Source organism: Methanoregula sp., from assembly GCF_050010295.1.
Taxonomy (GTDB): domain Archaea; phylum Halobacteriota; class Methanomicrobia; order Methanomicrobiales; family Methanospirillaceae; genus Methanoregula.
In genome coordinates, this window is record NZ_JBEKLH010000001.1 from 88,371 (window position 1) to 106,831 (window position 18,461).

20 protein-coding genes are annotated in these 18,461 nt (G+C 57.6%); 13 read left to right on the forward strand and 7 right to left on the reverse strand.

All coding sequences use genetic code 11. The features are described from left to right. The first annotated feature begins 60 nt into the window (after window positions 1-60). The 7 genes from ABSB80_RS00510 to ABSB80_RS00540 all read left to right on the forward strand — a co-directional run bounded on the left by ABSB80_RS00510 (window position 61) and on the right by ABSB80_RS00540 (window position 6,232). A complete protein-coding gene (locus ABSB80_RS00510) occupies window positions 61-249 on the forward strand; it encodes a rubredoxin (protein WP_428367065.1) in 189 nt (62 codons plus the stop codon). 8 nt (window positions 250-257) lie between these two features. Further along, on the forward strand, window positions 258-1,442 hold the full coding sequence (locus ABSB80_RS00515) for an FprA family A-type flavoprotein (RefSeq protein ID WP_428367067.1): 1,185 nt from the start codon (window positions 258-260) through the stop codon (window positions 1,440-1,442). Between the two features lie 221 nt (window positions 1,443-1,663). Continuing rightward, window positions 1,664-2,476: a Ni-sirohydrochlorin a,c-diamide reductive cyclase ATP-dependent reductase subunit gene (gene cfbC, locus ABSB80_RS00520; RefSeq protein ID WP_428367069.1), complete on the forward strand. Its 813-nt coding sequence runs from the start codon at window positions 1,664-1,666 to the stop codon at window positions 2,474-2,476. Further along, window positions 2,463-3,479, forward strand: a complete 1,017-nt coding sequence (locus ABSB80_RS00525) for a nitrogenase component 1 (RefSeq protein WP_428367071.1) — start codon at window positions 2,463-2,465, stop codon at window positions 3,477-3,479. The genes cfbC and ABSB80_RS00525 overlap by 14 nt, the downstream gene beginning before the upstream one ends. Further along, a complete protein-coding gene (locus ABSB80_RS00530) occupies window positions 3,472-4,593 on the forward strand; it encodes a nitrogenase component 1 (RefSeq protein ID WP_428367073.1) in 1,122 nt (373 codons plus the stop codon). Before ABSB80_RS00525 ends, ABSB80_RS00530 begins: the two co-directional genes overlap by 8 nt. Window positions 4,594-4,724: 131 nt before the next feature. Beyond that, window positions 4,725-5,135, forward strand: a complete 411-nt coding sequence (locus tag ABSB80_RS00535; RefSeq protein ID WP_428367075.1) for a hypothetical protein — start codon at window positions 4,725-4,727, stop codon at window positions 5,133-5,135. Window positions 5,136-5,314: 179 nt separating this feature from the next. Next, window positions 5,315-6,232, forward strand: a complete 918-nt coding sequence (locus ABSB80_RS00540) for a PAS domain-containing protein (RefSeq protein ID WP_428367077.1) — start codon at window positions 5,315-5,317, stop codon at window positions 6,230-6,232. 76 nt (window positions 6,233-6,308) lie between these two features. Here the strand turns inward: ABSB80_RS00540 and ABSB80_RS00545 are convergent, their stop codons facing one another. After that, the gene (locus tag ABSB80_RS00545; RefSeq protein WP_428367079.1) at window positions 6,309-6,716 is read right to left on the reverse strand and encodes a hypothetical protein; all 408 of its coding nucleotides are present in this window, start codon (window positions 6,714-6,716) and stop codon (window positions 6,309-6,311) included. Window positions 6,717-7,575: 859 nt separating this feature from the next. Between ABSB80_RS00545 and ABSB80_RS00550 the strand changes: the two genes are divergently transcribed. Then, complete coding sequence (locus ABSB80_RS00550) at window positions 7,576-7,845, forward strand: cupin domain-containing protein (protein WP_428367081.1); 270 nt, start codon at window positions 7,576-7,578, stop codon at window positions 7,843-7,845. Between the two features lie 148 nt (window positions 7,846-7,993). On the opposite strand, the gene ABSB80_RS00555 is transcribed toward ABSB80_RS00550, so the two are convergent. The 3 genes from ABSB80_RS00555 to ABSB80_RS00565 form a co-directional block, all read right to left on the reverse strand. Continuing rightward, on the reverse strand, window positions 7,994-9,112 hold the full coding sequence (locus ABSB80_RS00555) for an isocitrate/isopropylmalate dehydrogenase family protein (protein WP_428367083.1): 1,119 nt from the start codon (window positions 9,110-9,112) through the stop codon (window positions 7,994-7,996). Next, window positions 9,094-9,588: a 3-isopropylmalate dehydratase small subunit gene (locus ABSB80_RS00560; RefSeq protein ID WP_428367976.1), complete on the reverse strand. Its 495-nt coding sequence runs from the start codon at window positions 9,586-9,588 to the stop codon at window positions 9,094-9,096. The genes ABSB80_RS00555 and ABSB80_RS00560 overlap by 19 nt, the downstream gene beginning before the upstream one ends. Before the next feature lie 68 nt (window positions 9,589-9,656). Next, window positions 9,657-10,907: a 3-isopropylmalate dehydratase large subunit gene (locus ABSB80_RS00565; protein ID WP_428367085.1), complete on the reverse strand. Its 1,251-nt coding sequence runs from the start codon at window positions 10,905-10,907 to the stop codon at window positions 9,657-9,659. Window positions 10,908-11,136: 229 nt separating this feature from the next. Here ABSB80_RS00565 and ABSB80_RS00570 point away from each other — a divergent pair, with 229 nt between their 5' ends. The 3 genes from ABSB80_RS00570 (at window position 11,137) to hisE (ending at window position 12,832) form a co-directional block, all read left to right on the forward strand. Further along, a complete protein-coding gene (locus ABSB80_RS00570) occupies window positions 11,137-11,868 on the forward strand; it encodes an SIMPL domain-containing protein (protein ID WP_428367087.1) in 732 nt (243 codons plus the stop codon). Window positions 11,869-12,089: 221 nt separating this feature from the next. Continuing rightward, window positions 12,090-12,533, forward strand: coding sequence for a NusA-like transcription termination signal-binding factor (locus ABSB80_RS00575; protein ID WP_428367089.1), 444 nt, complete (start codon window positions 12,090-12,092; stop codon window positions 12,531-12,533). Continuing rightward, window positions 12,530-12,832, forward strand: a complete 303-nt coding sequence (gene hisE, locus ABSB80_RS00580; protein ID WP_428367091.1) for a phosphoribosyl-ATP diphosphatase — start codon at window positions 12,530-12,532, stop codon at window positions 12,830-12,832. Before ABSB80_RS00575 ends, hisE begins: the two co-directional genes overlap by 4 nt. 6 nt (window positions 12,833-12,838) lie before the next feature. On the opposite strand, the gene ABSB80_RS00585 is transcribed toward hisE, so the two are convergent. From ABSB80_RS00585 to ABSB80_RS00595, 3 genes are all read right to left on the reverse strand, one after another. After that, window positions 12,839-13,291, reverse strand: a complete 453-nt coding sequence (locus ABSB80_RS00585) for a bifunctional nuclease family protein (RefSeq protein ID WP_428367093.1) — start codon at window positions 13,289-13,291, stop codon at window positions 12,839-12,841. Window positions 13,292-13,347: 56 nt separating this feature from the next. Beyond that, complete coding sequence (locus tag ABSB80_RS00590; RefSeq protein WP_428367095.1) at window positions 13,348-14,367, reverse strand: lysylphosphatidylglycerol synthase transmembrane domain-containing protein; 1,020 nt, start codon at window positions 14,365-14,367, stop codon at window positions 13,348-13,350. Window positions 14,368-14,470: 103 nt separating this feature from the next. Next, on the reverse strand, window positions 14,471-15,361 hold the full coding sequence (locus ABSB80_RS00595) for an ABC transporter ATP-binding protein (protein WP_428367097.1): 891 nt from the start codon (window positions 15,359-15,361) through the stop codon (window positions 14,471-14,473). A gap of 200 nt (window positions 15,362-15,561) precedes the next feature. Between ABSB80_RS00595 and ABSB80_RS00600 the strand changes: the two genes are divergently transcribed. Continuing rightward, the gene (locus tag ABSB80_RS00600) at window positions 15,562-17,370 is read left to right on the forward strand and encodes an ABC transporter permease (RefSeq protein WP_428367978.1); all 1,809 of its coding nucleotides are present in this window, start codon (window positions 15,562-15,564) and stop codon (window positions 17,368-17,370) included. Further along, window positions 17,367-18,443 carry an ABC transporter permease gene (locus ABSB80_RS00605; RefSeq protein WP_428367099.1) on the forward strand — a complete coding sequence of 359 codons (1,077 nt, stop codon included), beginning with the start codon at window positions 17,367-17,369 and terminating at the stop codon, window positions 18,441-18,443. The genes ABSB80_RS00600 and ABSB80_RS00605 overlap by 4 nt, the downstream gene beginning before the upstream one ends. The last annotated feature ends 18 nt before the right edge of the window (window positions 18,444-18,461 follow it).

Below are 18,461 nucleotides of genomic sequence, written 5' to 3' on the forward strand. Positions count from 1 at the left end.
CTCTGTTCCCTTTTGTTGGCATAAATCGAAACCATTTTTAAAACCTGACGCTATTCTCTTATGCCCAGAAACAAAGGAGGAGATTGTACGGACAGGTACGTATGCACTATATGCGGGCATGGATATGACCCGGAGAAGGGCGATCCTCTCCAGGATATCTCTCCCGGACCAGATTTCATAAGTCTTCCGGATGACTGGCAGTGTCACGTCTGTTTTCCGGGAAAGAAATTATTCACCAGGGAGTGCTGAACGGTTCTATGGTATCGCGTGAAATAACCAAGGGGATCTCCTGGGTCGGGGCCCTTGACTTCGACCGGAGAATTTTTGACGAACTGATCCCGCTCCCTGATGGCACGAGTTACAACTCATACCTCGTCAGGGGCAGCGAGAAGACTGCGCTGATCGATACGGTCGATCCCACCAAAGAAGAAGACCTGATCCTGAACCTCATAAAACTAGGCTTGGACCGGATCGATTATGTGGTCATCAACCATGCGGAACAGGACCATTCCGGTGCCCTCCCAATGCTCCTCGAAATGTGCCCGCAGGTAAAAGTGGTGACCAATGAGAAGTGCCGGGACCTTCTCGTCGCCATGCTGCAGATCCCCCCTGAGAGCGTGCAGGTGATCAGGGATGGCGAGACCCTCTCGCTCGGGGATAAGACGCTCCGGTTCTTCATGACGCCCTGGACGCACTGGCCCGAGACCCAGATCACGTACCTGCAGGAGGATAGAATTTTATTTCCCTGCGATCTTTTCGGGTTCCACATGGCGTCAAGCGAGCTGTACGTAACCGATGAAGCAGCGGCCTACCGCTCGGCAAAACGGTATTATGCGGAGATCATGATGCCATTCCGGAACAGTATCAAGGGGTACGTGGAGAAGGTGAGGGGCCTCGACCCTGCCATGATCGCGCCGAGTCACGGGCCGATCCACCGCAACCCGAAGTTCATCCTCGATGCCTATGCCGACTGGGTATCGGACAGCGTTAAAAATGAGGTCGTGATTCCCTACGTCTCAATGCACGGGAGCACGCAGAAGATGGTGGAACATCTCACAGGGGCGCTCATCGAACGGGGAATAAACGTGAAACCCTTCAACCTCACGCACACCGATATCGGCGAGCTTGCGCTCGCGCTCGTGGACACGGCGACGATCGTTGTCGCAACGCCAACGGTGCTCTTCGGGCCCCACCCGCAGATCATCAACGCAACGTACCTGGCAAACCTCCTGAAGCCCAAGGTGCGGTTCGCCTCGGTCATCGGGTCCTTTGGCTGGGGGGGAAAATCGGCAGAGACGATTGTGAAGATGCTGGACCATATCAAGGTTGAAGTCCTTGAACCGGTTGTAATCAAGGGGATGCCGGATGAGGCAGCGATCGTGGCGCTCAACCGGCTTGCAGACGACATACTGAAAAAGCACAAGGAGATCAATATCGCGTAAAAGAGCGGTGCGCCGGAATGAGATGCAAGTCCGAAGCGACACATACGTGCAGATATCTGAATTGCAGCTGAATTTTTTTAAAGAAGGAATCATTGGCCGGGACGATGCGAAGATGCATTCCCGGGTTCCCCGGCGATGATCCTCCGCCTCTTCCCGCAACACAACTTTACTTTTGTTAACATCAGGAGATCTAATATAAATTGCCATCCCATAGTATCCTGATGAAGCAGGTCGCCCTGTATGGTAAAGGGGGTATCGGGAAGTCCACGACTTCGGCGAACATGTCGGCAGCGCTCTCCGGCATGGGGCTTTCCGTCCTGCAGATCGGTTGCGATCCCAAGCGGGACAGCACGCGGATGCTGATGCAGGGAGTATTTATCCCCACGGTCATGGACCTGGTCCGGACCCGGGGCGAGGCGGCCCTCTCCCTTGATGACATCGTCTATACCGGTTACAATGGTGTCCGGTGTGTCGAAGCGGGAGGGCCCGAGCCCGGTGTCGGCTGTGCCGGCCGCGGTATCATTGCGACGTTCCAGCTTCTGGAGAAGTTCGGCGCACTCACGGGCGACGTGATTGTGTACGATGTCCTCGGGGATGTGGTCTGCGGTGGGTTTGCCATGCCCATGAGACAAGGCTACGCCCAGGAGATCTACCTGGTCACCTCCGGGGAGATGATGTCCCTCTATGCAGCCAACAATATCTGCAAAGCGATCCAGCGGCTCTCCTTACGGGTGAAGAGCAAATGCCGCCTTGCCGGTATTATCTGCAACGCGAAGGGCCAGCCCCGCGAAGAGGAGCTCGTGACCGAGTTTGCCCGGCGGGTGAACAGCTCGCTCGTGCAGTACATACCCCGCGATCATATCGTCCAGCTTGCCGAAGTCAACCGCCAGACGGTGATCGAGTACAGCCCGGATTCGGCCCAGGCCGGGCAGTACCGCTCCCTTGCCAGGCATGTCATGGAGAATACCCGGATGTCGATCCCCAGCCCCCTTGAAATCGATGAACTCGAATCCCTTATCCGTGAATTCTTCTAGGCTCGGGGGCTGTACCCTGACCGGGGCTCTCTCGGTGACCTCCCATGTCAGCGATGCCGTAAGTATCGTCCACGGTCCCAAAGGGTGCACCCACCACAATTTCTCCCTGCTCCACGCGACCTGGCTTGACAACGGGCAGGTTATGGCGCCTGACCTCTTCTCAACAGGTCTCCGGGAAAACGACATTGTTTTTGGTGGTGAGAAGGCACTTGAACGGGCAGTGGCGAAGGCAGCTGACCGGGACGTGCATGCCATTTTCGTATTATCTACCTGCATTGTCGACACCATCGGTGACGACGTAGACGCCGTGTGTGCCGGGGATTACGGGATACCGGTCGTTCATGTCCCCACGGCCGGGTTCCTCGGGGGGACCTTCCAGGATGGTCTGAACAATGCCCTCATCGCCCTTGCGGGGACCGCCGGGCCCTGCCCGGAGGGGAGGGGTGTCAACATCATCGGTGAGATGAACCTCGAGTATGAAGTGGGAGCGAATTATGCCGAGGTCTCCCGTCTGCTCTCCGGGCTGGGACTGGCGGTGAACCTGCGGTTCGTGCATGCCATAACCTACGAAAAGTTTTCCCTGCTCGGTGCGGCCCGGCTCAACATCCTCAGGAACCCTTCGCTTGTTCCCGTAGGGGAATACCTGCAGAAGAGGTTTGGAACTCCTTTCATCGCCTCGTTTCCCCATGGCCTGTCAGGCACTCTCTCATTTATCCGGTCCGTAGCGGATGCCTGCGGGATTGACGGGGCATGTGCAGCCGACCGCGAAAAGGCCCTCCAGGACGAGATGATAGCTTCTTTTTCGGATCTCAGGGGCTTCCCTGTCGTGTTGGACACAACCCTGCCCGGCCAGGAAGGAACCGGGACCGCAGAGGAGCTTGCCGGTGTACTTGGACTCTCCCCGGGAAACGGGTGCGGGAGAGTCCTGCCGGTCAGTCCGGCGGTCGGGACCGCGGGGACGAGACGGATGCTCCACCGCTGGCGGAGGGCGATCCATGCCTGAGTGCGACAACCCCCTCTGGCCGTGTGCCATGACGGGGGCAGCTGCCTGCCTTGCGGGATTCGAGGGCATGGCAGTTGTCATCCACGGCTCCAGCGGGTGCTATTACTACCCGACTACCCTCCTCCACGCCCCGCTCCACGGCACATTCATCCTTGAGAATGAGGTGATCTTCGGATCCGAGGACCGGCTCCAGGAAGTGATACGGGAGCTTGCCTGCACCGGGAAACGGATTGCAGTGATAACGACCTGCGTACCCGCAATTCTCGGGGAAGACATCCGCTCTATGCTCGCCGGACACGATGTCATTCTCGTGGACAGCCCGGGTTTTTCCGGCGATGTGGAGACCGGGTATGCAAACGCCCTTGCCATGCTGGGACCCCGGGTCGATCCGGAAGCCCCGGGGGTGAATATTGACGGGGCATGCCTGTTCGACCCGTTCTCCCGGGGGAATGTCCAGGAGATCCTGCGACTGTTTTCCATGGCATCCGTCCCGGCAGGGACGGTCTTTTGTCAGGACCGGCTGGAAAAGGCAGGTCGCGCTTCGCCGTACACCATTGGAACCAACGACGATTTTTCATCTGGTGTCGGGAGAAACCTCGGCGGGACTTTGGGATTTAATGAAATCCGGGACACATTTACGAATATCGGCGGTACGGTCGAAGGCACGGACATCGACCCCGTCCTGTCGGAACTGCAGCAGCAGGAGGAGCGAGTCGTGCGTGCGTGCGACAAGTACCTGCGCAGGTATGATCCGCCGGCTGTTGCAATATTTGCCGGATGTTCCTATGCCCTGTTTGCCGCAAAGACGCTCGGGCGCTACCTGGATGCCGGGATCTGCTGTGTCGGCTCCCGCAACCGTGTGGAAGAGGCCCAGTTCCCGGTCGTGCATGCGGACGGGCTCTCGCAGGTAAAAGAGCTCATCCAGGCCCATGGCCCGGATCTTGTTATCGGGTCCTCATTTGAGCGTGCGGTCAGCGGGGACGTGGCATTCTGTGGCATCGTTCCTCCTATCAGGGGGACAGTCCGGTTGTATCCCGCCCCTCTTGCAGGTATCAACGGTACACTCTCCTTTATTGAGAATGTCCTGAATGCGTGCATGGATAAAAAAACCTGACCTGTTTACCGTCTCATCCTGCTGATGTTTCCGGCAGTGAACTCTTCGGCGCATTCACTTTCACCCTGCGCACGGTGACAGGATATATACTCATCCTGTCAACGCCAGTATACGACAGAAGGCGGTCGTGTATGATGGAAAAAGCAGGGTATCTCCAGCAGACCCGGTACAGGGCTCAGGACAGCGAGGGAACAGCGCATGAGGTCGTGGAATTGCATATTCTCGGGAACCGGTATGCAATCCGCAGAGCAGATCTCATCAAAGCGGTTTCAGGGCGGGTATTTGTCCAGGTCGAAGAGCTCTCCCACAACTGGAACTACTATCTCGGGCAGACCCGCGGCCTTGCGCATGTCTCGGCATCGGGCAAAGCCCTGAACATCGAGCTGTTCGAAAACGGGAATTTCACCCTCTCCCTTACCACGCTCCGTGCCGTGGTACACGGAAAGGAACGCTCCGTCGTTATCGTGAAGATACCGGAGACGCCTGCCATAAAGATACGCCGGATCGTAGACGGCCAGCAGAAGATCAGTGCGGTTGTCTGAACCTGAATGCATGTAGTGGCAAAGCTGATTTACCCCTTAATTTCCTTTTTCCGTTCCCGGATTTTTGCATATCGTGCAACATTAATAGTTCCGCAGCAGAAGATCCTAAGTGAAGACTGGCCCTCCTTTTTAACCGGCAGGAACGTCGTGGACCGGCACAGGAGAATGCGGGAATACGTATGGAAGATGCGGACACGGTATATCGGGATCTTGTGGAGAACCAGCAGGATCTCCTCGTCAAGTTCAACCTTGAAGGGCGGCTCCTTCTTGTCAATTCCGCGTACTGTGAGACGATGGGGAAGGACCGGGAGAGTCTGGTCGGCAGCGTTTTCATGCCAGTCACGGATGAACGATATTCCGACGTGATCGCGACCCAGATGACCCGGCTCTTCCGTCCCCCGTTTGTCTGCGTTGTGGAGCAATGGCTGCAGACACCAAAAGGGATGCGGTGCATCAGCTGGTCGGCTAAATCTATCCTGGACGGGGAACGGACGGTTGTCGCTATCGTCGCGTCCGGGCGGGATATAACACGGCTCAAGAGCGAACAGAAGGCGATAAAAAAGAAGGACGAGGAGCTGATGCTCGTCCTCGAGAGCGGGAGCAGGATGTACTATTCCCATACACCGGACCACGCGATGACGTATGTGAGCCCGAGGATCCGTGTCCTTCTCGGGTGCCGCCCGGGAGCCGGTAAACATTCATGGACCGAGTACCTCACCGACAACCCTGTCAATGCCTCAGGACTCGAACGGACGATCCGGGCCGTCACTTCCGGGAGGCGCGAACCGCCATACCGCCTTGAGATGGCACGATCTGACGGGAGCAGGATCTGGGTTGAAGTCGACGAGATCCCGGTCGTGAAAAACGGGAAAACCGTAGCCATTGCGGGTTCCGTGGTCGATGTTACCGATAGGATGCATGTCGAGGAAGGCCAGGCCGAAGCCGAACTCCTCTTTAAAGGCAGCCGGACAAAACCTGCGGCACCCGGTGGTGCTGGCGAAAAGTCCCCGATAGCATTTTTCAGGTCAATTTTTTCCAAAGAGGGAAGTGGAGAAGAGGAAGACTGTTTTTCCGGGATACCGGAGAACCTGAAATAACCTGTTTTGAAAAAGCGGGTGAGGAAAATTCCGGGTCCGTCGCCCCCTGCCCGTCCCGGGTTGCCGGTCTTTGGGTTTAATAATCGTCCTCAGGTTTTGAAGTGATGACCTCTTCCACTTCGGGCTGCAGGAGCGATAGGGCCTCCCGTACCTTCTTCCGGATCGCGGGGTTCTTATCGTCCTGCATGGTATCGAGGCACGCGATTACCCCGTCACTGATAAGCGCTTCTTCCTCGCCTGACGCCGCAACGGCGATGATAACCTCAAGGGCAGAAAGGACGATGTGCGGGTTCTTTTCCCTGAGCAGGTTCCTGATGATCTCGATCCCTCCCTGCCGTATCAGCTCGTTCGGCCTCCAGTCTTCGTCCTCCGTGCTCACCGCAAGGGCTTCTATTGCAGCCTCCCTCCCTTTTTTCCCTTTTCCGGAGAGACGGCCAAGTATATCCCGCATCAGTTCCCGTTTTATCTGCAGATCATCTACCATCGTTCCTCCCGTCCCGGCCGCCTGCCTCCGCAAAAGGCCGGATCAGATGGATGATACTCCACCTCATGGGTAAAAAACCCATGGAATAGGGAAGTTAACCGAGTGTGAGAGGGACCCTTCGGATTATGTACCGGAGAGGGTACCCCCCGACCAGGATCCGGCCTGTAATTTGAGTCCTCCGGCGAGAGTTCCACGCGAATCTGAGCTTGAGTGCATGCAAACAAAGAGGGTAGCTACCCCACCCACTGATGAAGGGCGGGTAGGATGGGGGTGGTCCTCAGCAATGAGGGGTAGGAGGGAGGGGTACCCCTCTCAGGAGAAGACACGGAGCTACCCCCCTTTTTCCGGGCCGGCCAAAGTATCTTTTACCGTCGGAGTTTTCATGAGAAGCACAGGTTCAGAACATGCGGCAGAGGAGGGGTAGCTACCCCCCCACCCCTTCATGAGCTGGAGGGGTGGGGGTATGCCCATGGCAATGAACAGGTAGGAGAGGGGCCCTAGTGCTGAGGGAGGGGGGTGGGGGGACCCTCCTTTCCTCACTGCCCATTCCGGAAGAATTGATGGGAGCTGATGCCCTATACCCCAAAATGATGAACGCCGCCGCAGTCGGAGACTGATGTCTTCTCCACAGCCTTCGGCTGTCCCCGGCGGGGCGCCCCCGTGGCAGATCGATGACCAAAAGCAATACTTAAAAACTTCCCGGCCCCGCTGTGCTCGAAGTTCCTGCGAACTTCTCGACCCCCTTCGTCGATCCTCTGAGAGGCCCTGAGGCGGGGAACCCTCACAAATTTAACTTATAACGATTTTCATGGTTCTGCTCTATCAAAAAAAATAGGATATTCCCCGACCCAGATTACTCATGGAAATCCGGGTTGTAAACCTGAAAGAAAAAGCCGGACTAATTCGCGATCTGCATGCATACAAGGTTATCGCACGGCTGAACGATTACCATATCAAATTGGTCAAGGCACGACGGGAATTTATCTGGCATCATCATGATGAAACCGATGAAATGTTCATGGTCATCGAAGGGAAGATGAAGATTGCATTACGGGACAGAACCCTTGAGCTGAGGGAATGGGAACTCGTGGGTCATCCCAAGGGGTGTGGATCACAAACCCGTTTGTGAGGGAATCTGCACTGTTCTTCTCATTGAGCCCGCTGACACCATCAATACCGGGAATGTGGGTGGAGCCTTGACCGATACAAAAGTGGAATGGATTTAGGACAACAGCTCTATCCAGGGAGAAAAGATCCGGATTTCTGAATCGAAAAAATTATTTCCCTGCCTTCACGCACTCGGCGATATACGACCCGGCCTTCGTTGTCCGTGCCGAGCCTCCCATGTCCTTTGTCACTACGCCGTCCCTGATGCTCTGCTCGATGGCGCTGATGACTGCGGCTGCCGCCTTGTGCTCCCCGATATGATCGAGCAGCAGCGACCCTGCCCAGATAGTGGCGATGGGGTTTGCCACGCCTAAGTCCTTGTACTTGGGGGCCGAGCCGTGGATCGGCTCGAACATGGAGGTGCCCTTCGGGTTGATGTTGCCGCCCGGTGCAAGCCCGAGCCCGCCCTGGATCATGGCGCCGAGGTCGGTGATGATGTCCCCGAACATGTTCGGCGTGACCACGACATCGAACCACTCCGGGTTCTTGACAAACCACATCGTGATGGCGTCCACGAAGGTGAACTCGGTCATGACATCGGGGTAGGACTTCGCTGTCTCGGTGAACACATCCCGCCAGAGCCCGTACACGTCCGAGAGCACGTTTGCCTTGTCGACCGAGGTGAGTTTCTTTTTCCGCTGCATGGCAAGGTCGAACGCGTAGGTCTGGACCCGGCGTGCCCCTTCGCGGGTGATGACCCCGATCTGGTAGGCTATCTCTTCCGCATCGCTCGTGACATCAAGGCCGAACTTCACACTGTAGAGATCGCGGATAACCTCCAGTTCCTTCTTCTCGTGTTTCCTGAACCGGGACCCGATGCCTACGTAGAAGTCCTCGGTGTTCTCCCTCACTACGACAAAGTCGATATCATGCGGTGTCTTGCCTGCGAGCGGGGTTTCGACACCGTGCAGGAGCCTGATCGGGCGGAGGTTGACATACATGTCGAAGTGGAAGCGGAGCGCGAGGAGGATCCCCTTCTCGAGGATACCCGGCTTCACCCGCTCGTCCCCGATGGCACCAAAATAGATTGCCCTGAACATCGAGAGTTCCTTCAGTTCTTCCTCGGTAATGAGTTTCCCTGAATGGACGTAGCGGTCTGCCCCGATATCGAAATCCGTCCACTGGATATCGAAGTTGAACTTCTCCCCTGCCGCTTCCAGCACCTTCTTTCCCTCGGCCACGATCTCCGGGCCGATCCCGTCCCCGCTGATCACCGCGATTTTGTACATACCGGTACCTCCTTCAGTGACTTTGCATACTCCACGAGCCCGCCGGCATCGATGATGCCCTGCATGAACTCGGGCACGGGCTCGATCCTGTATCTCTCCCCGTCCGCTTCAAGATAACCTTCCCGGATCTTCAGGGTGACGTTCGCCCCGTCGGGGATTTCGTCCGCTTCCGGGCAGACGACAGGGAGCACCCCGACATTGATCGAGTTCCGGAAGAAGATCCGGGCAAAAGACCGTGCCACCACGACCTTCACCCCGGCCCCCATCAGGGCGAGCGGGGCATGTTCGCGGGAGGACCCGCACCCGAAGTTCCGCCCCCCGACAATGACATCCCCTTCCTTCACCTTCTTTGCAAACTCGTCGCGGGTGCCTTCAAAGGCGTGCTTTGCGAGCTCGTCCGGGTTATTGAGGGTCAGGAACCGCCCCGGAATGATCGCATCCGTATCGATGTTGTCGCCGAACTTCCACGCCCTCATATTCGTGGTGGCCTGTGGCGCTCTGACGACAACGCTCTTGACCGGTGCAGACTTACGGCCTGCCATCATCACACCTCCCTCGGATCGGTGATCTCGCCTTTCATGGCGCTCGCAGCCGCCGTTGCCGGTGAGCAGAGGTAGACCTTCCCCTCGGTACTCCCCTGCCGGCCCCTGAAGTTCCGGTTCGAAGTCGAGAGCGAGACTTCGCCGGGCGCGAGGAGGCCGAACGATCCGCCCATGCAGGGCCCGCAGCAGGGCGCCTCGACAAGACCTCCCGCCTTCACGAACCTCTCGACAAGGCCCGCCCTGAGGGTTTTGAGGTACTCGTCCCGGGACGCCGGGATGATGATGACCCGGACCTTCGGGCTGAACTTCTTCTTCCCGAGCACGTCCGCTGCCTCTGCAAGGTCCTCGAACCGCCCGTTCGTGCAGGACCCGATGAAGACCTGGTCTACGTGCGTTCCCGCCACTTTGGTGACCGGCACACCGGTATCGACATTATGGGGGACGGCTACCTGCGGCTCAAGAGCGGAGACATTGTAGGAACGGGTCTCCGCAAACTTCGCGTCCGGGTCGCTGTCCAGCTCAAAGGGCTTCATCTTCCGCCGCCCCTTCATGTACTCCCACGTCACCGTATCCGGTGCCACGATCCCTGCCTTTGCGCCCATCTCGATCGCCATGTTGCAGAGGGTCATTCTGCCTGCCATGTCCAGCTTCGAGATGGTCTTGCCGGTGAACTGGATTGCCTTGTAGGTCGCCCCGTCGGCACCGATATCGGCCGCGATAGAGAGGATCAGGTCCTTTGCCCCGACCCGTTTCTGGAATTTTCCTGTCACTTCGGCCCGGATGGTCTCGGGCACCTTGAAGTACAGCGCCCCGAACTTCAGCGCGAACCCCATGTCGGTCGACCCGATACCGGTTGCAAAAGCCCCGGTTGCACCGTACATGCAGGTGTGGGAGTCCGCACCCACAACGATCTCGCCCGGCGCAGCCCGCCCTTTCTCCAGGGTCACCTGGTGGCAGACACCCTCGTTGATATCGTAATTGAGGATATCCTGCTCGGCAGCAAATTTCCGCATGTAGACATGGTTGTTCGCCGCTTCGATCGAGTCCGCAGGTATCTGGTGGTCAAAAAGCATGATGACGCGGCCGGGGTCGAACACCATGGAACCCCCCATCTCGTAGAACTTCTGGATGGCAAGCGGGCCGGTTATGTCGTGGATCATCGCCCCGTCAAGAGGAGCCATGACCACTTCGCCTACCCTGATCTCGCTGCCACACTTTTTTGAGAATATCTTCTCTACGATTGTCGCTGCCATACTCTGGTCGCCAGTAGTATTGACACTCAGCCGTCTTGTAGTTTCCCGATGCCGAACCCGAAGTGGTGAGGCAGGAGAAGAACCCGGAGGTTCTTCGACATTCCTGAACCCGAACGTAAGGCACCCGGAAAGAACACCGTATTCACCTAGATCGCTCCTGATAACTGCGATCGTTTTCGCAGTCAAAGCAATCTTTAACCCCCTCTATGGTCAAGATCATGCGATTACCATGATGCGAAGACTCATTCTTGTATCAGCCATCCTCGTCCTTGCGACTATGGCTCTGGCTGGCAGTGTGGCTGCAGCAGGTTCCGATACCGTCAGCGAAAAACTGATCCATGCCGACGGGAGCGGAACCGTGACCGGAACGCCCGACCGTGTCCAGATCTCATTTGCCGTGGCAACCGAGAACCCGGATGTGAAGACGGCCCAGTCGGACAATGCGGCACAGATGACCCAGGTCATCAATGCGCTGGCCGGCGCCGGGGTCCCACGGGATTCCATGAAGACAACCGGGTATTCCATCTATCCGGAATACCAGGACTCAACCATCCTCAACCCGGTAATAAAGACCTACCATGTGACCAACACGCTGCTGGTAACTCTGGATGACGTGAGCCAGGCAGGAGACGTGATCGACCTTGCCGTTGCAAACGGAGCCAACCAGGTAAACTCGATCCAGTTCATGCTCTCGGACGCACAGGCCCAGGCGCTCAGGAGCACTGCCCTGAAAAATGCCGTTTCCAATGCGCGGGCGGACGCGGGCACTGTTGCAGATGCCATGGGTGTCAATATCAGCGGGACCCGGGATGTCGTCATCTCACAGGGCTACACCCCGGTAGTCTACAACTCCTACTCGGTCGAGACCATGGGGGCAGCAAAGTCCGCGGTCCCGACCCCCGTGCAACCGGGAGAGGTCACGGTCACTGCGGATGTATCCATTGACTACTCCTACCAGTAATTCACAGGATCCCTTCACAACTTTTTTACATAAGCAGCGTGTGATTATTCCTTACATCATCAGTAGCAGCACCCGGCTCTTTTGGGCCGGCAATCAACCGTGAAAAACGTGGGTGAATCTCTGGAGACCTCCACGCACATCAGAGGAAGATGCGTCCCCGCATTTTCAGATCAAACTTCGAATATCCCAAAACCTGCGGATACAATAGGACTGATTTTCATATGGAGCGCAATATCGGCTTTAAAGAGCGAAGGTATATTGAAGAATTACGGATCCTGACCAAAGCAACAGCACTTGACTGCGTAATTGATGACCGGTTCGACCGGGTGATCTACGTAGTCCGCCCGGGGGACATGGGTCTTGCAATCGGCAAAAAAGGGGAGAATATCAGGCGCCTCCAGAATGTGCTCGGGAAACGGATCGAGATGGTCGAGTACTCAGAAACGCCGGATACATTCATAGCCAATATCTTCAAACCCGCGGAGGTCGTAAAGACCGAACATGGCGAAGGGAACGCGCCGGTGAACGTATTTGTCCGGCAGAGGAGCGACCTTGGCATCGCCATCGGGAAGGCCGGCTGCAACATCGAAAAGGCCCGCATCCTGTGCCGGCGGTTTTTCGGTCTCGAGATCGGGGAAGTCCTGCTCCCTGCGGAGGCAGCATGAAAGAACCCGCTGACACCCGTATCCTGGCAGAGATCTGGGAAGTGATTGGGGAACGTGCACAGAATCCCCGTCCCGATTCGTATACGACCCGCCTCCTCACGGATAAAAAAGGGATTGACAAGGTACTGGAGAAAGTGGGCGAAGAATCGACCGAGTTCATCCTTGCGGTTAAAAACGGTGTGGACGAACGCACGGTCGAAGAAGCTGCAGATCTCCTTTTCCACCTGCTTGTCGCCATCAGGGCTGCCGGCCTCGAACTCTCCGATGTAATGCAGGAACTCGAGCACCGGAAAAAATAATTTTTCCTATTTCCGGAGGAATTCAGCGAGCCCGACCAGCTGGGGAAGATCTTCGGATTTCTGCCCCGCCGATTCCAGCACGCACTCTTCGACAAAGATGGGGACATCCCCGCGGAGAGCGATTGCGATCCCGTCGCTAGGGCGGCAGTCGATATATTCCTCGTGGTTATTGGTCACGAGCACGAGCTGGGCATAGTAGACCCCGTCCTCGATACTGTCGATCTGCAGGAACCGCAATGCGATGGAGAATTTTTCACACAGGTCGAGGAAGAGGTCATGGGTGAACGGCCTTGGCAGGACCTCCCTGTTCCGGGCGCTGTTGATGGAGATTGCCTCCCAGATGCCGATAAAGATCGGCAGGACACGGTCGCTGCCGTCCGAGAGTACGACAAGGGGGACTGTTGCCGAATCGCCGACTGCGACAAATACTCCTCTGACCTCGCACCGGATCTGCGCCATGCCGTGGAGAGTGATTGCCTTTATCGAAGATAAGAGTTCGGTATCTCCCGGCAGGCTTATTCACCGGCTTTTGCCTCCCTGCGGACAATGATAATGCTGGAAAGGATGCCAAGCGCGATATTGAAATAATAGAGTACTATCCGCCAGATAACAACGAATATCCCGACGATGGATGCGGGTATGAAGAGGGCGTACATCGATGTCGCGCCCACCTCCGCAATGCCGGAACTTCCCGGTGTCAGCGGGATCATCATCAGGATAGCGAGGATCAGCTGGATCACGAACGACTCGAAAATGAGCGGGGGCTGTCCAAGCCCGACGAGGATGAGGGATGCGGTGATGATCTCCGAGACCCAGTAGAGGAGGGTGAAGAGCATCCCCCATAAAAGCCCGCTTTTGGCGGTCCTCACGAACCGGATGACCGCCTCGTTGAAATTGTCGATCTCCTTGTCCGCCCTTTCCAACAGTTCCTCCACCTTGTCCCTGTCCCATTTCTTTGTCAGAAAGCGGACACTGCGGTTCACGACTCTCTTGACAACATCCGGGCGCCTGACTGCAAGGTAGAAGAGGAACAGGCACCCGGCAACAAAGATCCAGGTGACATAGACCATCACCGTCGAAATTGCCCCGAGGCTGTTCCACTGTTCCGTCAGCACGATCATGGCAAACGCGGCAAGGGCTGCAAGTGCGATACCGTCAAGAACCCGTTCCATGATCACTACGGCTGTCGCGTCGCCGATCGGGACATTTGCCTTGTACAGCTCATGGATCCGTACCGGTTCCCCCCCGGCCTGGGCCGGCGTGACCGCCGCGGCGAGCAGGTTTGCAAAGACAAGGTTCAGGCTGTAAAAAAATCCTATATGATACCCAAGGGAACCGGACATCTTCTTGACCCGCATTGCCCAGAAGCACATGGTCAGGATGTGGGTAAGAAAAGCAAGGAGGAGGAACAACGGATTGATCTCCCGGAGGTAATGGAGGGTGTTCTGGTTGATGGTAAGATACAGGATTACCACGAGAACGAGGAGGGAGAAACCGACAGAAACATAAAGCCATCTCCGCTGCGATTTTTCCATTGGTTTCACCCAGTAAATGAGGGCCTGCAGCCCGTCAATGCCGGTTATCTTTGGAAGTTATTGTGCATAGTATTAACGCTTTTATGGAAAAAGGTGCCGGGGGTTATTTCCCGATCCTGACCAGCATCTCTTCGAGGGACGGGTACCGTGACTCGATCTTCTCCACCCTGCCGCCCGCTTCCGTGATGACTGCCGTGCACTCATTGAGCCCGGTCATGTCCTCCGCCTCGCAGATAAAGAACCCTTCTTCCTGCCGGTAGGGTTTCGAGTGGCCGTGCATCTTCCCCGGGTCATCGATGGAGAAGAAGACCGCATAGGTGATCGAGCCGAACTGTTCGCGGAGCTCCTTCATGCTCCCGAAGGCGACCATCCTGCCGCGCCTGAGGATCATCACCTTGTCGCAGATCGCCTCCACCTGGTAGAGGTTGTGGGCCGAGAGCACGATGGTCTTGCCGTCCTGTCTGAGCCTGCGCAGGTAATCGGCTATGAACCGGGACGTCATCGGGTCGAGCCCGCTGGTCGCTTCGTCATAGACCAGAAACGTGGGGTCGTGGATGAGCGAGCGGGCTATCGCGGCCTTCCGCTTCATGCCCTTTGAGAAATCGCCGATCTTCTTGCCATTGGTCTCGAGCGAGAGCGCCGCGAAGAGCTGGTTTGAGCGGACGCGGATCTCCTGCGGGGAGAGCCCGTAGATCTCGCCGAAGAAGGCCAGGTAGCTCTCGGCCGTCATGGTCTCGTAGAGCCTTGATTCCTCGGGCAGGTAGCCGAGGTTCTCCTTGAGGGCGGCCGGGTTCTTTACCACGTCGATATCGTTGATAAACAGTTCCCCCGACGAGGGGGTGATCAGGCCTGATACGATCTTGAGGAGCGTGGTCTTGCCTGCGCCATTGTGGCCGATGATCCCGAAGATCTCGCCGTCCTCGAACTCGAAACTGACGCCGTCGAGCGCCATGAAACCGTCAAAGTCCTTGGTCACGTTGCGGGCAGTGATCATGGTTGGCCGCCTTACCGATCAGACTTGCGCCGGTATGGTGATATACATTACCATGGGGACCGGTTATTGCCCCCCCGTGTCCACCGGCACCGATGGGTTTTTGATGGATACCCGGTATTATTCTGTACCCAGCCTTGCACGCTGCCCCGGCCCGGGAATGGCAGGAGCAGCAGCAACGGGCATCACGGAGAATACCGGTCATGGGCATGCTTGCCGACATTGCCACCATCGCGCGGTGGGAAGTGAAGAAGTCCTTCTCGCTCATGGGACGGAACGTCCTGCCGGTTGCCGTGATATTTTTCGTGCTCCTCGTGCTCGTGACCGGTTTTACCGCCCAGACCGGCCTCCACCTGCAGGACGGGATGTACACGGTGGGTGTCGATGACCCGCAGGTCGGGGGGCTCCTCGCAAGCGACGCCCGGTTCTCTGTCTATGTCATGGACGCCCCGTCCCTGTCCGCACACCGCAACCAGTTTGACGTCATCGTGGTCCAGGGAAGGGCAGCCGGGAGCGGGACCGAGAAGGCGAACTCGGCTCTCAACACGCTCTCGCGGGACTATGCAAAGTACGTCAACAGCGTCTACGACAACGAGAGCGATCTCTTCGCAGCTTATCCCCTCTGGATCGATACCCAGAGCGTGACGAGCGAACTCACGTTCCTCTCCACCCAGAGTGGCCAGTACGTGAGCGCCACCCCGGGGCGGGCTCCCCCGGTGCCGACCGGTGTCGTGCAGAACGTCCCTACCCCTTCGCCGACCCTCTCGGTGACCGAGGACCAGCTCAGGCAGGAACTCGTGCAGTCCAATACCCAGAACACGCAGATCTCGCGGTACACGGACGTCCTGTCCTCCGGCAACCCGGCGATGGGCACCTTCAAAACCCCGTCCCAGCTCTCGCCTCCCCTGCCCTTTGACTCGATCATCCTCGTCTTCGTCTTCATCTTCCCGCTCTACTTCACCTCCCAGTTCTTCATGATGAGCATCATGAACGAGCGGATCGAGCGCAAAGGCGAGGTCCTGCTCTCAACCCCGGTCAGGACTGCCTCCATCATCCTCGGCAAGATGCTCCCGTACTTCCTCGGCATGGCCGCCATCTGTGCCGGGCTCACCCTCTACCTGAAGGCATCGCCCCTCATCCTGCTCCCGCTCATCCCGATCATCTTCTTCTTCCTCGCAAATGCCCTCCTGATCGGCATGCTTTCCAGGAGTTTCAAGGAGCTCTCGTTCATCTCGATCTTCTTCTCGACCGTGGCCACCTCCTACCTCTTCTTCCCCAGTATCTTCGCAAACGTCCACATCATCAGCCTCATCTCCCCGCTCACCCTCATCGTCCTCACCCTGCAGGGCACGGCCTGGGCTGCGACGGACTACCTGTACTCCACCTCGCTCTTCTGGCTGACGAGCGCCATCCTCTTCTATATCGCGGCAAAGAACTTCAAGGAAGAGCGGCTCTTCTCCGAGAAGCGGCTGCTGACCCGCGCCCGGGAGTTCCTCTCGGAGATCCTGCCGCGGGAGCACCCGTTCCTCTCGCTCTTCCTCCTTGCCGGCTTCTCCATACCCTTCGTCTTCATGGTGCAGATGATGTGCCTTGTCCTCTTCTTCAACCTGCCCATGCCCTGGTCGCTCGTCTTCCTGCTCCTCTTCGCGGCGCTCATCGAGGAGATCGCAAAAGGGATCGGGATCTATACCCTCTTTGTCAGGAACCCCGCATTCTTCACGTGGAAGAACCTCGTCCTTGCCTGCGGGGCGACCGCCCTCGGGTTCCTTGTCGGGGAGAAACTGCTCCTCTTCGCCACGCTCACGCAGATCTCCGATTCGGTCTTTGGCAGCATCCTCTTCCTCTCGCTCGGGTCCCTCTGGCTCCCGTTCCTCCTCCATTTCGGCTGCGTCCTGATCATTGCCTGCTGCCTGAAATATGGCGGGAGGAAATGGTTTGTCGCGGGCCTCCTCATCGCGATGCTCGTGCACTGCCTCTATAACCTCTATTTCATTCTGGGGTGGCTCTCGTGAAGGCAAAACACCTGTCCATCATTGCGAAGAAGGAATTCCGCGGGCTTTTTAATGAGCGGACAATCCTCCTTGCCGTCCTCCTCCAGCTCTTCATCGCCCTCTTCTCCTCGTTCCTGATGGTCGGACTCACCTCGATGTACGACCCGTCCTCGCTCTCCCGGTACTCTCACTTCCGGTACAATGTCGCCTACGCGGGCAACGAGTCCGATGTGCTGGTCTATCTCCGGACAAGCCCGGACTTCCGGGTCTACCGGATGGACCTCTCCACGGCAGTGGCTGCTCTCCAGCAGCGAAAGCTTGCGGCGGTGATCTATGTGCCCGATACCCGGCCGGACGCCGCGGACCCGGTCAAGATCACCCTCTACACGCTGGAGAACGATCTCCAGAGCGCCATTGTCGATGTGAAACTCAAGGATGTTTTCCTGAGATATGAGAGTACCCTGCGGCAGGTCCGGGCGGGCCGGCTCGACGAGCAGCCGCTCCCGCTCCAGGTCCCGGCATCAACCGGTGGCGACTTTTACGAGTTCGTGTACGGCCTGCTGATCCCGCTCCTCGTCTTCATGCCGGCGATCATCTCCTCCGCGCTCGTCATCGACCTGGTCACCGAGGAGTACCAGCACGAGACGCTCGAGACGCTCATATCCACACCGGTCACCTTCACCGAAATGGTCTGGGGAAAGGTGCTAGCCTGTGAGCTCCTCGTGCCAATCCAGGCAGGTGCATGGCTGGTCCTCCTGATGATCAACGGCATCGCCATCCAGAACCCGGGCCTGATCCTCCTCCACGTGGTCGTCACCTCGCTCATCCTCATCCTCCTCGGGACCCTGGTTGCTCTCCACTACCGCGAGCGGACGGCAGCACAGTTCATCTTCTCGACGGGCCTGGTGATCGTCATCCTCCTCTCTCTCGCCCTGCCTTCGAACCCGCTCAACCTCCTCGCCCGGCTCGCGGTCGGCTCTGCGGGCCCGGAGCAGTGGGTCGTGCTCGGCATAACCACCGTGGTGCTCCTCGTGCTCGGGTATGCAACCCAGAAATACGCGGAGAAGATCGCGGGATCGGCCCACGCAGGATAAATCTGAAGACTGCCGGGA